This window comes from Pseudomonas lurida, from assembly GCF_002563895.1.
Lineage (GTDB): Bacteria > Pseudomonadota > Gammaproteobacteria > Pseudomonadales > Pseudomonadaceae > Aquipseudomonas > Aquipseudomonas lurida.
In genome coordinates, this window is sequence record NZ_PDJB01000001.1 from 3,541,813 (window position 1) to 3,555,653 (window position 13,841).

15 protein-coding genes are annotated in these 13,841 nt (G+C 57.5%); 9 read left to right on the forward strand and 6 right to left on the reverse strand.

All coding sequences use genetic code 11. The features are described from left to right. The first annotated feature begins 6 nt into the window (after nucleotides 1–6). A complete protein-coding gene (locus ATH90_RS15885) occupies nucleotides 7–900 on the forward strand; it encodes an AraC family transcriptional regulator (RefSeq protein ID WP_098466733.1) in 894 nt (297 codons plus the stop codon). On the opposite strand, the gene ATH90_RS15890 is transcribed toward ATH90_RS15885, so the two are convergent. Further along, a complete protein-coding gene (locus ATH90_RS15890) occupies nucleotides 842–1,429 on the reverse strand; it encodes a LysE family translocator (protein WP_098466734.1) in 588 nt (195 codons plus the stop codon). The genes ATH90_RS15885 and ATH90_RS15890 overlap by 59 nt on opposite strands. A gap of 415 nt (nucleotides 1,430–1,844) precedes the next feature. On the opposite strand from ATH90_RS15890, the gene ATH90_RS15895 reads away from it, so the two are divergent. Further along, nucleotides 1,845–2,687, forward strand: a complete 843-nt coding sequence (locus ATH90_RS15895) for an alpha/beta fold hydrolase (RefSeq protein ID WP_098466735.1) — start codon at nucleotides 1,845–1,847, stop codon at nucleotides 2,685–2,687. Between the two features lie 64 nt (nucleotides 2,688–2,751). Continuing rightward, on the forward strand, nucleotides 2,752–3,330 hold the full coding sequence (locus ATH90_RS15900) for a TetR/AcrR family transcriptional regulator (RefSeq protein WP_164403591.1): 579 nt from the start codon (nucleotides 2,752–2,754) through the stop codon (nucleotides 3,328–3,330). Between the two features lie 6 nt (nucleotides 3,331–3,336). On the opposite strand, the gene ATH90_RS15905 is transcribed toward ATH90_RS15900, so the two are convergent. Continuing rightward, entirely contained in the window at nucleotides 3,337–3,771 is a 435-nt protein-coding gene (locus ATH90_RS15905) for a winged helix-turn-helix transcriptional regulator (protein WP_034106392.1), read from the reverse strand. Between the two features lie 106 nt (nucleotides 3,772–3,877). Between ATH90_RS15905 and ATH90_RS15910 the strand changes: the two genes are divergently transcribed. After that, entirely contained in the window at nucleotides 3,878–4,576 is a 699-nt protein-coding gene (locus tag ATH90_RS15910; protein WP_098467686.1) for an SDR family oxidoreductase, read from the forward strand. Here ATH90_RS15910 and ATH90_RS15915 read toward each other — a convergent pair. Further along, nucleotides 4,566–5,450: an NAD(P)/FAD-dependent oxidoreductase gene (locus tag ATH90_RS15915; RefSeq protein WP_098466737.1), complete on the reverse strand. Its 885-nt coding sequence runs from the start codon at nucleotides 5,448–5,450 to the stop codon at nucleotides 4,566–4,568. The genes ATH90_RS15910 and ATH90_RS15915 overlap by 11 nt on opposite strands. A gap of 144 nt (nucleotides 5,451–5,594) precedes the next feature. Here ATH90_RS15915 and ATH90_RS15920 point away from each other — a divergent pair, with 144 nt between their 5' ends. Further along, nucleotides 5,595–6,032 (forward strand): Rrf2 family transcriptional regulator, encoded by a 438-nt coding sequence (locus ATH90_RS15920; RefSeq protein ID WP_034106396.1) that lies wholly within the window; start codon nucleotides 5,595–5,597, stop codon nucleotides 6,030–6,032. Between the two features lie 4 nt (nucleotides 6,033–6,036). Here the strand turns inward: ATH90_RS15920 and ATH90_RS15925 are convergent, their stop codons facing one another. Further along, nucleotides 6,037–7,482 carry a mechanosensitive ion channel domain-containing protein gene (locus tag ATH90_RS15925; RefSeq protein ID WP_069077532.1) on the reverse strand — a complete coding sequence of 482 codons (1,446 nt, stop codon included), beginning with the start codon at nucleotides 7,480–7,482 and terminating at the stop codon, nucleotides 6,037–6,039. Between the two features lie 355 nt (nucleotides 7,483–7,837). On the opposite strand from ATH90_RS15925, the gene proC reads away from it, so the two are divergent. Genes proC through solA form a run of 4 tightly spaced genes read left to right on the forward strand, consistent with a single transcriptional unit; the run spans nucleotide 7,838 to nucleotide 11,570 of the window. Continuing rightward, nucleotides 7,838–8,659 (forward strand): pyrroline-5-carboxylate reductase, encoded by an 822-nt coding sequence (gene proC, locus ATH90_RS15930; RefSeq protein ID WP_098466738.1) that lies wholly within the window; start codon nucleotides 7,838–7,840, stop codon nucleotides 8,657–8,659. Next, nucleotides 8,647–9,504 (forward strand): methyltransferase, encoded by an 858-nt coding sequence (locus tag ATH90_RS15935; RefSeq protein ID WP_098466739.1) that lies wholly within the window; start codon nucleotides 8,647–8,649, stop codon nucleotides 9,502–9,504. The genes proC and ATH90_RS15935 overlap by 13 nt, the downstream gene beginning before the upstream one ends. Before the next feature lie 6 nt (nucleotides 9,505–9,510). Then, nucleotides 9,511–10,422, forward strand: coding sequence for an EamA family transporter (locus ATH90_RS15940; protein ID WP_098466740.1), 912 nt, complete (start codon nucleotides 9,511–9,513; stop codon nucleotides 10,420–10,422). Continuing rightward, a complete protein-coding gene (solA, locus tag ATH90_RS15945) occupies nucleotides 10,419–11,570 on the forward strand; it encodes an N-methyl-L-tryptophan oxidase (RefSeq protein WP_098466741.1) in 1,152 nt (383 codons plus the stop codon). Before ATH90_RS15940 ends, solA begins: the two co-directional genes overlap by 4 nt. A gap of 59 nt (nucleotides 11,571–11,629) precedes the next feature. On the opposite strand, the gene ATH90_RS15950 is transcribed toward solA, so the two are convergent. Both ATH90_RS15950 and ATH90_RS15955 read right to left on the reverse strand, forming a co-directional pair. Next, nucleotides 11,630–12,496 carry a pirin family protein gene (locus ATH90_RS15950; protein WP_098466742.1) on the reverse strand — a complete coding sequence of 289 codons (867 nt, stop codon included), beginning with the start codon at nucleotides 12,494–12,496 and terminating at the stop codon, nucleotides 11,630–11,632. Nucleotides 12,497–12,572: 76 nt separating this feature from the next. Then, entirely contained in the window at nucleotides 12,573–13,778 is a 1,206-nt protein-coding gene (locus ATH90_RS15955) for a multidrug effflux MFS transporter (RefSeq protein ID WP_098466743.1), read from the reverse strand. Nucleotides 13,779–13,841: the final 63 nt, after the last annotated feature.

Below are 13,841 nucleotides of genomic sequence, written 5' to 3' on the forward strand. Positions count from 1 at the left end.
GCCGCCATGCCGCCGAACAGCCTTGCTCACCTCTCGCGCTTGCCGCGCTTCTGGCGCGACGAGCGCCTGCCTTTCATCGAAGCACGCACCATCGCCGATGGCCGCAAGGTGACCTATAGCCGTCATGCGCACGAGCATTTTTCCATCGGCGTGGTCACCACGGGACGCAGCTATTACCACTACGGCGCCGACACCTTTGAGATCAGCGCCGGCACGGTGGTGTTGATGAACCCCGGCGACGTACACGCCTGCAATCCCATCGCCAATGAGCCGTGGTCCTATCAGATGGTGTACGTCGACACGCCCTGGCTGACGGACTTGCAGCACCAACTGGGTTTCAGCACGGACATGGGTTACCGGCCATTCAACACGCCCTACACCCGGGACGCCGTGCTCTACGAGGGCTTGCTGGAGCTGTATCGGATACTGGTGGATGAACAGGCCGAACACTTGCAAAAGCAGAGTGCGCTGGTGAGCTACTTCACTGAGGTGCAACAGCGCCTCAACCCCTCCGACACGCCGGTCCGCGAGGTCAACCACAAGCTGGAGCGGGCCGCGGACTACATCCGCGAACACTGCACCGACGCGCTGAAACTGGAAGATATCTGCGTGGCAGCCGAGTTGTCGCCGTCTTACCTGATCCGTGCGTTCAAGCAGTATTACGGGCTGACGCCCCATGCGTTCCTGGTCAACCAGCGTATCCAGTTTGCCCGCGCGCAATTGCGCCAGGGTGAGTTGATCGCCGATGTTGCGCTGGCCGCGGGCTTTGCCGACCAGGCGCATTTCCAGCGCACGTTCAAACAGCATTTCGCCGCCACACCGGGGCAATACCGCGAGCAGCTCAAGCCATCAATAAATAACCCACACTGGCCACCAGCAACGCGGCCATTGAGCGGTTGAACACGCGAACGCCCTGAGGGTTGCCGAGGTAGCGACGCAGGAAGGTGCCGGCGTAGGCCCAGCACGCCACCGACAGGTAGCAGATCACCAGATAAAGCGCCGCAAACAGCCAGACTTGTGCGGCATCGCCATCCGCCACAAACAAGCCCATGCCGGCCACACACGCCAGCCAGGCTTTGGGGTTGAGCCATTGCATGATCGCGCCATACAACATCGACGGCGCCGTGGCGCAGCCCTCGGCGTCCAACCGGCCGTCATCCGCTGCCAGTTTCCAGGCCATGTAAAGCAAGAAGACCACCCCACCCCACTGGATCAACTGGGTCAAGATCGGCCAGCGCACCAGCACTTCGTGCAACCCCAGGCCAATCAGCACCAACAGCAACGTGAAGCCTACCGCAGCGCCGAATACGTGTTTTTGGCTGGCGACAAAGCCAAAGCGCGCCCCCGAACTCAGCGCAACCACATTGACCGGCCCCGGCGTGATGGAGGTGGCCAGGGCGAAGGCAGCCATGGAAATGATCAAGCTCATTGCAGTTCCCTTTTATTCGAACCCTTGACGGTAAGGCCACGGTAAAGGGCAAGTCGACCTGGGTATTGAACAAAATGACCCTGCCCGAACGATTGTGTATCCGACGGTAGGCTGATCCCATTTTCATCCCTCACGTCGACGCCACCTCATTCACAAGCGCTGGAGAAAAGGGCCTTGGGGAAAACGGTTCGGGTTACGATGAGGGTTGGGATGCCGCGATGGCCAGCCAGCGAGACGCTGATCGATTGTGCCAATGGCCTGGTTACCCAAAAAGTCGTTTAGACGCTTTTATTCCATTGATATAACTGCATTTTTTTCTTTCAATCAGCCGGTTTTGATAGGCAAAAATGCGTATTTCCGGTGCTGGAGCCGATGCTAGAGTTCAGCCCCTACTCATCGCAAACAAGGAACCGCTATGTCACGTCGCCTGTTGGCAGCTGCCTGCCTGATGCTGTCTTTTTCCGCCGTCCAAGCAACTGAACGCTGGGAAATCCTGCCGCCGACGCCAGCCCCCGTGGCGGGCGCAAAGACCGGCTACGCCGCCGTCAACGGCATCAAGGTCTACTACACCCGCACCGGCCATGGCTCACCAGTGGTGCTGCTGCATGGCGGCTTGTCCAACTCCGATTACTGGGGCAACCAGGTCAAGGCGCTGGCGGCCAAGCACACGGTGATCAGTATCGACAGCCGTGGCCACGGGCGCAGTTCGCGGGATGACAAACCCTACGGTTATGACCTGATGGCCGACGACGTGGTGGCGGTGCTCGACAGCCTGAACATTCCCCGCGCCGACATCGTCGGCTGGAGCGACGGCGCTATCATCGGTATCGACCTGGCGCTGCGTCACCCGGACCGTATCGGCAAAGTATTCGCCTTCGCCGCCAACACCCAGACCTCGGGTGTAAAAGACGCCGTGGAAAAGAACCCGACCTTCGCCGCCTTTATCGAACGCGCTGGCAAGGAGTACGCCAAGCTGTCGCCGACGCCTAAAGAGTACGACGCGTTCGTGGAGCAAATCAGCCATATGTGGGCCAGCCAGCCGAACTGGACCGACGCGCAACTGCAGAGCATCAAGACGCCGATCCTGATTGCCGACGGCGACCATGACGAAGCCATCAAGCGTGAGCACACCGAATACATGGCCGCGACCATTCCCGGGGCCGGCCTGTTGATTCTGCCAAACACCAGCCACTTTGCGTTCCTGCAGGACCCGGCGTTGTTCAATGCCGCAGTGCTGAGCTTCCTCGACAGCAAATAGACCCTGTACCCTGTCGGCGCGCATCACCTGCGCGCCCACAGATACCAGCCCTATCAGGACACCAATGCCCAACCCGATTCCACGACGGCGCGATGCCGCCGTCACCCGCGAAGCCATCCTGTTGTCCGCGCGCAAGGCGTTTGCCCAATCGGGCTATGACGGCGCGGGGGTGCTCGAGATCGCCGCTGGCGCGGGGGTGACCGCGATGCTGGTCAACCGCTACTTCGGATCCAAGGAAGCGCTGTTTGCCGAAGTGATCGCCGACACCATGGCCAGCCCGATCATCCTGACGCCAGATAACCTCAGCGCGCAAAACCTCGGCCGTACCATCGCCACCGCACTGGTCAGCATCACCGAAGCCGGCAACAAGCCATTGGAAGGTTTCCTGATCATGTTGCATTCGGCGACCAGCAAACGCGCAGCCATCATCGGTCGCGAGCAAGTGGAAAAAGGTCATCAGGCAACCATGGCCGCTGCACTCAAGGGCGCCCACCACGAAGAGCGCGCCGCATTGGTGATAGCCCTGGTGTCGGGTTTCCAGGTCATGCGCCAGATGCTGGAGTTGTCGGCGCTGGCCAAGGCCGATCCACAGGTGCTGATCGACCTGCTGACGCCGCTGTTCCAGCAGTTGGTGGACGGCTGAAGCGCGTCAAGCCCCGGTCGTTTGGATGGCGATATCGTCGATACCCAGCACTCGACCATCCTCTGCAACGATCTCGACCTTGCGCAGCGGCTTGAGCGAGCGTGCGTCCAGCAGTTGCCCCCCCACACCCTCAGGCTCGGTGAAGGTTTGGCCCCATTGCGCCAGGGTCACCAACACCGGCATCAGCGCGCGGCCCTTGTCCGTGAGCTGGTATTCGCTGCGCGCGCCGACTTCACTGGTTTGCAACAGGCCTTGCTCGACCATGTCCTTCAGTCGCGTGGCGAGGATGTTTTTTGCCACGCCCAGGTGCTTCTGAAAGTCACCAAAGCGCGTCACCCCGGCGAACGCATCGCGGATGATCAACAGCGTCCACCAGTCACCCACTACGTCCAGGGCACGGGCCACCGGGCAGCCATTGCCCTCCAGGCATTTGCGTTTCATCGTCGGCCCTCCAGGCAGTCGCAGAATTAGGTTGCATTATAGGACCAAAAGGCACAGGATAAAAACGGTTTCATTATTAAACCTAATGTGTCGCCTGGAGCTGATCATGGATATTCGTGGAAAAGTAGTATTGGTGACCGGTGCCAATCGCGGCCTCGGCAAAGCGTTCGTCACCGCCTTGCTGGACGGCGGTGCAGCCAAGGTCTATGCCGGCGCGCGGGACCCGGGCAGCGTGAGCATCCCCGGCAGCACGCCGGTGGCCCTGGACATCACCGACCAAGCCAGCGTGCAGCGCGCTGCCGAGCAGTGCACCGACGTCGACGTGGTGATCAACAACGCGGGGTTCCTGAAGTACGGCTCGTTGCTGGCTGAAGACAGCGTCGAGAACCTGCAGCACCACTTTGATGTGAACACCTTCGGCACCCTGCGCGTCAGCCGTGCCTTTGCGCCGATCCTGGCCAAACAAGGCGGCGGTGCGCTGATCAATGTGCTGTCGGTACTGAGCTGGCTGAGCCCTCCGGGTGCCGGTGGCTACAGCACGTCCAAGTCTGCCCAGTGGGGCCTCACCAATGGCTTGCGCGGCGAATTGCGCGAGCAGAACACCCTGGTGATCGGCGTGCACCCCGCCTACATCGACACCGACATGGTGGCTGAGGTACAAGCGCCCAAAAGTACGCCTCAGGACGTGGTCGCCCTCACGCTGCAAGCCCTGAGCGAAGACCGCGAAGAAGTGCTGATCACCGAGATGACACTGGCGGTAAAGGCCTCGCTGTCCAGCGACAGCCCGGTGTACCTCAACCGTTGATCAAGGAAAAATGCGCGCCCACACCGGCGCGCACACCCTCCGCCACGGCCAGCGCGACCGAACCAGCGGCGAGTGACGTATCGCCGCAGGCGAACACGCCAGGCCGGGACGTCTGGCGCATGTCATTGGTGTGCAGGTAGGGACCGGTGGGGCCGTCGGCCAGTTCACAGCCCAGTTGCGCGGCCAAAGGGCTGATTCGGGTGCGGGACATCGTGAAGATGCCATCGAGGCTGAACAGCCGGCCATCGTGCAGCTCCAGGTCGGCGCGCTCGCCACAGATGCGCCGTACCGCGCCACATTCCACGTTGACCCCGCGTCGATCCAATTGTGCCTGTTGCTCGGCATCCGGGCTGAACACGCCGTTGGTGAATAAGGTGGTAGTGCCCCAATCCGGCAACATCAGTGCGTGGTGCATGGCCAGGGGTGAGGTGGCCAAGACACCGATGTGGCCTTCGTCCAGCTCATAGCCGTGGCAGTAAGGGCAATGGAATACGTGCTTGCCCCACCGTGATTCAAGGCCGTCGATGGCGGGCAACTCGTCCACTACCCCAGTGGCGAGGATCAGGCGCTTGGCCTGAAACGTGCCGTTGCATTCGGTGCGAACGGCGAAGCCTTGTGATTCTCCACTCGCCTGAATCACGCGGTCCTCGGCCCAAGTGACCGTCGAATACGCCATCAATTGGCTGCGCCCCTGCGAAGCGATGGCCGCCGGGGCCTGACCGTCCTGGCCGAGAAAACCGTGGGAGGTTGCCGCAAAACGGTTGCGCCGTTGCCCCGCATCGATCACCAGTACCTGGCGCCGCGCCCTGGCCAATTGCAGGCCCGCTGAAAGGCCGGCATAACTGCCGCCCACGATTATGACGTCGTACAGCATGAAGGTGACCCCCAGTCCTGTGCATCCAGTTATCCGAATGCTTTCACGACACACCATAAGTTACGTAAAAATACCGCGTCAATAGTCTCGCAACTTTTTAGGTTACGAACGATACTTTCGTGCGAATCGACCTGAGGCCTATTGATGAGAAACGACACCCGACTTTCGCGCATGCTCCACGTGCTGATCCATATGGGCCGGCATGAGGAGCGCGCCACCTCAGAGACCATCGCGCAGATGCTCGGCACCAACCCGGTAGTGGTGCGGCGCACGCTTGGGTTGCTCAAGGAAAAAGGCTATGTACGCTCGGAAAAGGGTCACCAGGGTGGCTGGAGCCTGGGTAGACCCTTGAATGAAATCACCTTGCTGGACGTCCATAACGCCCTGGGCACGCCGTCGATATTCGCCATCGGCCTGTCCACCGACCACCCGGAGTGCCTGGTGGAACAAGCGGTGAACGCAGCGCTGACGGATGCCTTCGATGAGGCACAGGCGCTGTTGCTGGCACGGCTGGGCGACGTGACGCTGGCGCAGTTGGCAGACGATTTTGACCAACGTTACCGCATTGCCATGGCGCCTTGATCGGCTACAACCCGCGATTGCGCAACCATTGCAGGAACCCCTTCTTGACCGGCACCACCGGCGCCTCCTGGGTCAAGGCCTGCGCGGCATGCAGGCGGAAATCCAGCAACGCCTTCATGGATTCACTGATGTCGTGGCGCGCATCCAGGCAGGGTTTCAAGTATTCCTTCTCGATGCGATACAAGGTGCAGGACGTCTTGGCCGAGAAGTCCGCCAGCGCCGCCTGGTCCGACAGGATCCCCGCCTCGCCAATCACCTCCCCAGGTCCCATGCGCCCGGCCTCGAACGAGTGCCCGCCCTTGGTCAGCATCACCGACACGACCCCGGACTCAACGATAAAAAGGTGATCGCTCACCTCCCCCGCAGGCAGGATCATCTCGCCTGCACGGTAGGTATGCAACGTCATGTTCTGGCTGAAGGTGTCTTTCTCTTCCTGGCGCAGGGTAGAGAAAATCGACGACCGCTCGAGCAAGGCGCGCGCAGCCGACATGCTCGGTGGCGCCGTGCTTTCGCTGGCCGACAGCAGCCCTACCCCGGCCGCTTGCAGGTGCCTGAACGCCAAGTCGTAAAGCTGGTTGCGCACCTCGCGCTTGAGGGTCATGGCCGGCACGAATCCGCTGATTTCGTATTCGACGCCGCCACTGGCCGAGGCCTTGAACGCTACACTTGGCGCCGGCTTGGCCAGTAACGGCCGGCAGCCCTGCATTGCCCGCTCCAGCGCTTCGATCACCGTTTGCGGGCGCGCATGGGGGCTGACCTGCAGGCTGACCGCCAGGCCAAACATATCCGCCGGGCGCGAGAAGTTGATGATCTTGGCCTTGGCCGCAAGGGAATTGGGGATCACCGCCATGCTGCCCTGGGAGGTTTGCAGGCGCGTGGCACGCCAGTCGATGTCCGTGACCCGGCCTTCGGTGCCGTCGATGGAGATCCAGTCATCCAGCTGATACGGCTTAGTGGTATTGAGGACAATCCCGGAAAACACGTCGCTCAAAGTGCTCTGCAATGCCAGGCCGACAATGATCGCCACCGCACCGGAAGTGGCGAGCACGCCTTTGACCGGCAAGTCGAGCACGTACGCCATGGCGGCAATGATCGCAATCAGGAAGATCACCGCCCCCATCAAATCCTGCAGCAAGCGCCCGGTATGCCCGACACGCTGCATCATCACCGCCCCGAGCAACACCGTGAGCGTACGCGCCGCGAACAGCCACCAGCCGATCTGCAACGCCGTCGCGGCCAGGTGCAAGGCGGTGTTGTCCGCATAAGGCGCGAGTTGCATGGGGTTCATGCCGTCGTTGAACAGCACGGCACTGAACACCGCAAAGATCACCAACCGCGCCGCCAACTTCCAGTTAGCGAGGTTGACGGAAATCAAGCGCCACACGGCGATGTCGATAAGGATCAGCGCCAGGGCGCACAGCATCGGGTGATCAGCGATAAGTGAGGGCATCTAGGCGACTCCAGGGCGAATGCGGAGAAGATCGCATGAAATCTTGCTTCGGGGTATAGCGGGTGTGCTTACGTCTGCCTGAATCACCCTAATACCCCTTCGCTCGCAAGAACGTAGGCCGTACTTCAGAACTGTAGGAGTTCTCCTTCAGGTAGCACTTAAGAAATTCTCACAGGCCTGAAGCTCAGCGGCCTCTCACAAATCAATATCTATATACACAAAAATATCATCAGAAACGGACTACATGTTTTTGAGACGTTATTAGTTTGAAATTATTCAGGTTCGCTACGAATCTAAAGTACCTACAGAGCCATCAATCCCTGAACCGCCTCCGATCAATCAGGAGTGATTCGCCATGGCAGAGTTAAAAAATATCGCAATTGTTGGCGCAGGTCATATGGGGATCGCAATCGCCTTGGGCTTAAGGCGTTCAAACCCCAACATCTCTATAGCTATTATCGACTCGGACCCCGAAAAATACAAAAACATAAGCGGAGCCAACATTAGCTTACTGGCCGGCTTGCCCGACGCACCCACATTTGAAGCTTTGATACTCGCAATACCCCCTCAGGCGTTCAAAGGCTTTTCACACAACAACCCACAACTCAAAAGCCTCTCTACGCTAATGATATCCGTCATGGCAGGGATAACAATATCTGAATTAGAGAAGTACTTAAAGACCTCACAAGTGTGCAGGGCAATTCCAAATCTTCCATGCGCCATCAACAAAGGCGTAACCGTATTAATGCCCCATCCAACTATCACGCAAAAAAACAAATTATTAGCCATCCAAATTCTTTCACAGCTTGGCACGTTAATCATGACGCAAGACGAGAGAGCTATTGACGACGCCACTGCTCTGGTAGGAGGGGGACCCGCGTACATTTCTTATTTTGCAGAAGCGCTGATTGCATATGCAGTGTCAGCAGGCTTTGATAAAGCAACCGCATTCAGCATCGTGACCCAGATAATACATGGAACCTCAGCACTTCTTAAAACAAATACAGACACGCCAGAAACCCTCTGCAAAAAAGTCATGACGCCGAACGGGACGACAGAACGCGCTATAGACGTCCTCAATAACAAGCAGGTGAAAAATATCATTATTGACGCCTTGAAAAGTTCAAGCATGAGATCAACAGAATTGGGAAGGAGCGTACAATCATGCAAGGATTAATCGACCACGGCATCGCTTACTATCAACACCGAACAAGCAATCCGGCAACACGCCCAGATGAGACTTATCAACTCTACTTTGGACTAGGACAACGCCTAAAATTAGCTCACGCACCCGACGTATTCAACGTCAGTCTGGCAGGCATCAGGCTCGGCCACTACCTTGTGCATTCAATGGCGCTCAATACCCCAGACAGCAGTATCTTAGACATCGGAACTGGAAGTGGCGTTCATGCTTTATTGATGCGCAAGCTGGGTAACCGGAACATCACCGCTGTCGACGTCTGCAAACAGTCAATAGCGCAAGCCAAAATCAACGAGACCTTAAACTTCAAGCAGAACGAAATATCATTTTATATCAGCGATTTGTTTAGCAGCCTGCCCAAACAGAAGTTTCAAACGGTCATCTTCAATCCCCCAGGTTGGCGGACACCTTCCCCGTCACTTATGCAACTGTTGGAGAAGGCCGATCAGGTAAGTCAATTGCCGGTTCGCAGCATGTTTTACGGTGACGACGTCATTAGCCGTTTCCTGGAGGAGCTTCCTGCCTACCTGGCACCTATGGGCACGGCCGTCGTGGGGCTAAATTCGTTAGTTGGAATACGTGACGTGCTGGAAAGATACAGTCAACGCTACGGGGGTCATCCACCTCTACATTACAAGCTTGCGGAACGTCACACGTTTCCGCTAATTCACTATTCGTCTCAGTGGCAGTCACTCAGCGAGCATCTCAAATACGAATTCGCCGACTGGGCCAAGCATGACCTGGCTGCCTACTCAATTGATGAAGACGGTCATATTTATTGGTCCTATGAAATCGTTGAATTTTTTCATCGGCGCGCTTGACCGACTATGAAACCTCAAGACGACCTTCACTCGCCTCATGCTCCGTCGATCTTATTGGCGGGAGCAGCCAACGTACTGCTGGGGCTATCATCCCTGTACTGGAGAGAGCTTGATGGCATTCAAACATTCACTATAGTCGCTTATAGAATTTTACTGTCTGCTGCGATTCTTACTCTCCTAATCCCCCTTTTAAAACTCCATCACCGACTGAGCACGGTGACGTTGAAAATTATCGGCCTGCACTGCGCCGCATCATTGCTCATTGCGCTGAACTGGGGGACCTTCATCTGGTCATCTGTGAATGGTTCTATTCTCGAAAGCGGAATCGGCTACCTATTAGCACCTTTTATCGCCATCATCCTTGGAGCATTGATTTACCGCGAAGGCATCAACACAAGAAAAATCATTTCAATCAACATTGCATTGGGACTCGTGGCACTTCTGATACTCTCTACACACCACCTCAATCACTGGACTTATTTACTGATCTCCGCTAGCTGGGGTCTTTACACACTGATTAAAAAAATCACCCCCTTGGACGTTGTCAGCGGACTATTTATAGAAATGTTTTTTTTGGCAACGCTTTTTTCATTGCTGTTTTTACTGTATGACACACCTGTCATCCCCGTTGAAGAAGCTGCCCCTCACTCTAACGCTCTTATTTGGTTAGCCGGCGGCGTATCTACAGCGCCCTTGCTCATGTTTTCTTACGCCACAAAAAAGCTTTCACTTTCTCAGACCGGTTTCTTGCAATTCATCTTGCCTCTCACACTCACAACTATCGCCCTCCTTCGGCAACACGGTGGTTCACCTCAAGCCTCTTTCAGCCTTCCCCTGATAACCATAGGAATTCTAATCACACTGACCGCTTACGACATTATCTTTCCGCTGCCGTCTAAAAAGGGAAAAAACAGATGAACACTACTTATGACCTTATCGTAGTCGGCCTTGGAATAATGGGGGCGGCCACCTTATGGAGAGCAGCATCGAGATATTCTCGAGTATTAGGAATTGACGCATACGGCCCCACCCACAGCCACGGATCATCACAAGGAAGCTCAAGAATATTTCGTCGTGCTTACTGGGAGGGAGATAACTATCTACCCCTGCTTAATCACGCGGACCTGCTTTGGAACGAGCTTGAAAAAACCAGCCAGAAGCAACTGCTGTTCCGCACAGGGGGTATCTTTATCGGCCCTCCATCGAGTCGTGTCGTGGCAGGGAGCGTCCGAACCGCGGGTCAGGGAGCCATTGAGCATGAGCTGTGGGATTGGTCGAAAATCACTACTCGATCACCGGCTTTCAACATCACGCGCGAAACGCAGGCTCTGTATGAGCCTGGCGCCTATGCTATTGCTGCTTGCGATGCCAGGTTGGAAATGCTGAACGAAGCAGTGAAACATGGAGCGAGCACCGATTTTGGACATCGCGTCGTACACCTCGAAAATGAGGGGTCGGATGTGCGCGTGACAACCAATGGCGGACGCTCATATTTAGCGAGGTCCGTGATTGTAACAACCGGACCTTGGATCGCTGACAATCTCCTACCTGAACTCAAACAGTTAATTGAACCACGCAGAGTGCCTATATATTGGTTCACACCTAAAAGTGGCTTTGAAAAATTATTCGCCCCTGAGCACTTCCCCATTTTTCTCTACGAACGAGAAGATGGTGCTCTGCTTTACGGCGTTCCTTCAATTGCCGGAAATGAAACAGGGGTAAAAATCGGCTTTCACAACCGGCAACACACCCCTGCCGCTCCTGACTGTAAGGCTATCCCAGTTCAACAACAGTATGTGACGGAGATAACGTCGATCGTTGAATCTCTGTTCCCAACACTTGAGCGCTCGCCTACAAAAGCATCGAACTGCTTCTATACAATGAGTCCGGACGAATCCTTCCTGATCGGACAATCCAAGGTATTGAAATCAACTTATTTCGCGTCAGCTTGTTCTGGACATGGTTTTAAATTTGCCCCAGCTATTGGTGACGCCCTGGCTGATTTGGCTACAGGCCAACCCGCCAGAGTGTCCCTCTCGGAATTTTCAGCCAATCGCTTCGAATGATTTCCTAAACGCTTCAGGGTTTGGCTGAGGGCGCCCACCCGCTATCGGTACGCGGCCTATCAGCCCTGCATTTGCCCAAACTTGCCCGATTGAAAATCAGCAAACGCTTGATGAATCTCCTGCTCGGTATTCATCACAAACGGTCCATGCCCGACGATGGGTTCGTCGATGGGCTCGCCGCTTAGCAGCAACACCTTGGCGTCGTCATTGAACTCCAGTGTGAGTTGACTGCCATCGCGCTCGAACAACGCCAATTGCCCTTGGCGAGCAACTTCCTCGCCATTGACCAGCACCGTTCCGCGCAGGATGACCAGGGCGGTGTTGCGCCCTGTGTGCAGGTCCAGCGTAACCGCTTTGCCGGCGTTGAGGCGCAGGTCCCACACGTCGATGGGCGTAAACGTGCGGGCGGGGCCCTGGGTGCCAGCAAACTCACCGGCAATCAGGCGTAGTTGTCCGGCGTCGTTGGCCAGCGGCAGTACCGGAATGTCGCCGTCGACAAGGGTCTGGTAACCCGCGTCGGCCATTTTGTGCTTGGCCGGCAGGTTGACCCACAGCTGCACCATCTCTAGCGCCCCGCCGCTGCGGGCGAAGGCGGCGGAGTGGAACTCCTCGTGGAGGATGCCCTTGGCGGCGGTCATCCATTGCACGTCGCCAGGGCCGATTTTGCCGCCAGCACCGGTGGAATCACGGTGTTCGACCTCACCGTCGTAGACGATGGTCACGGTTTCAAAGCCGCGATGAGGGTGCTGGCCGACGCCGCGTCGTTGCTCGGTGGGAGTAAAGTCGGCCGGGCCGGCGTGGTCCAGCAGCAGGAATGGGCTGATGTGCTTGCCCATGGTGTCGTAGGAAAATAGTGTGCGCACCGGGAATCCGTCGCCCACCCAGTGGGCGCGGGGACTGGTGTAGATGCCGATGAGTTTTTTCATGGTGACCCTCCAAAGTGAGTCCACCATAAGACCTCGGGCCGATGAGCACTAGCCGGCAAATACGGCTGTAACTGTCCTATGTATAGGACAATCCGTTGACCTGACGCTGACGCAACAGGTGAAACGCCACAAAGGCCGTCGCCGCAAAGCACGCCTGGATGACGATCATCGGCGTGGCACTGCCATCGCGTAGCAGGCTCAACAGCAAACCGCTGCAGGTGGCGCCGAACATTTGCGCAAACCCCATCAGCCCGGCTGCCAGGCCTGCGCGGTGGGCGTTGGGCATTACCCCGCCCGTCACCGAACCCGGCAAGACCAGGCCGCCGCCGAGGGTCACCAGCGCAATCGGAATGTCCAGACCCAGCACTGACAGGCCGAACAGCGCATAAATGACCACGGCCGAGACCCCGCCAGCGGCTACCATCGCCACGCCCATTGTCACAATCCGCTGGGGGCCCAGGCGCATGATGTTGCGCCGGGTGTAGGTGGAACCGACGATCAACATCGACACGATCAGGCCGAAATTGATGCCGTACTCAAGGCTGCTGAAGCCCAGCAGGTTGATAAACACCGCCGACGAGCCCGCGATCACCGCAAACATGGCGCCATAGGTACACGCCAACGCCACGGCGAACGCACGGTACTGGCGCCCCCTGAGCAGATCCAGGTATTGCCCGCCCAGTGAGCGCCAGTGGCCGGCCTTGGGGTCCAGGTAGTGATTGGTCTCGCGAAAGAACAGCAGGACCACTAGCAGCACCACGCTACCAATCGCCAGTGCCAGCACGATCGGCGCACGCCAGCCGAGCCATTTGATCAGCAGGCCGCCGACCATCGGCGCCACCACGATGGCATAGAGCATGCCGATCATGGTCAATGCCAGCGCCGGCCCTGCTTCTGCCTTCCATACATCACGCACCACCGTGCGCGCCAGTACCAACGCGGCGCAGGCGCCCAGGCCTTGCAGTACGCGGGCGGCGATGAAGTGCTCGATGTCGTCGACCAACAACATCGATAAGGTCGCCAGCGCATACAGCACCAGACCGCCGATCAGTACCGGCCGACGGCCGATGCGGTCCGACAGCGGGCCGAACAGCAATTGCCCGAGGCCGAATGCGGCGACAAACGCCGACAGCGCCATCAATGACGAGCCCGCTGGAGCGGCCAGTGCCTGCTCGATGGCGCCAAGGCCGGGAATGATCAATTGGGTCGACACTTCACCCAGCGCCGTCAGGGCCACCAATAGAAACAGCAAGCTTCGCGATGGCGCCGGGGCGTTTGTCATGAGGAGCATCCGGGGGCTGGATTAATTTATATTTCGACCATAATATGCATAAAAAATTATGTC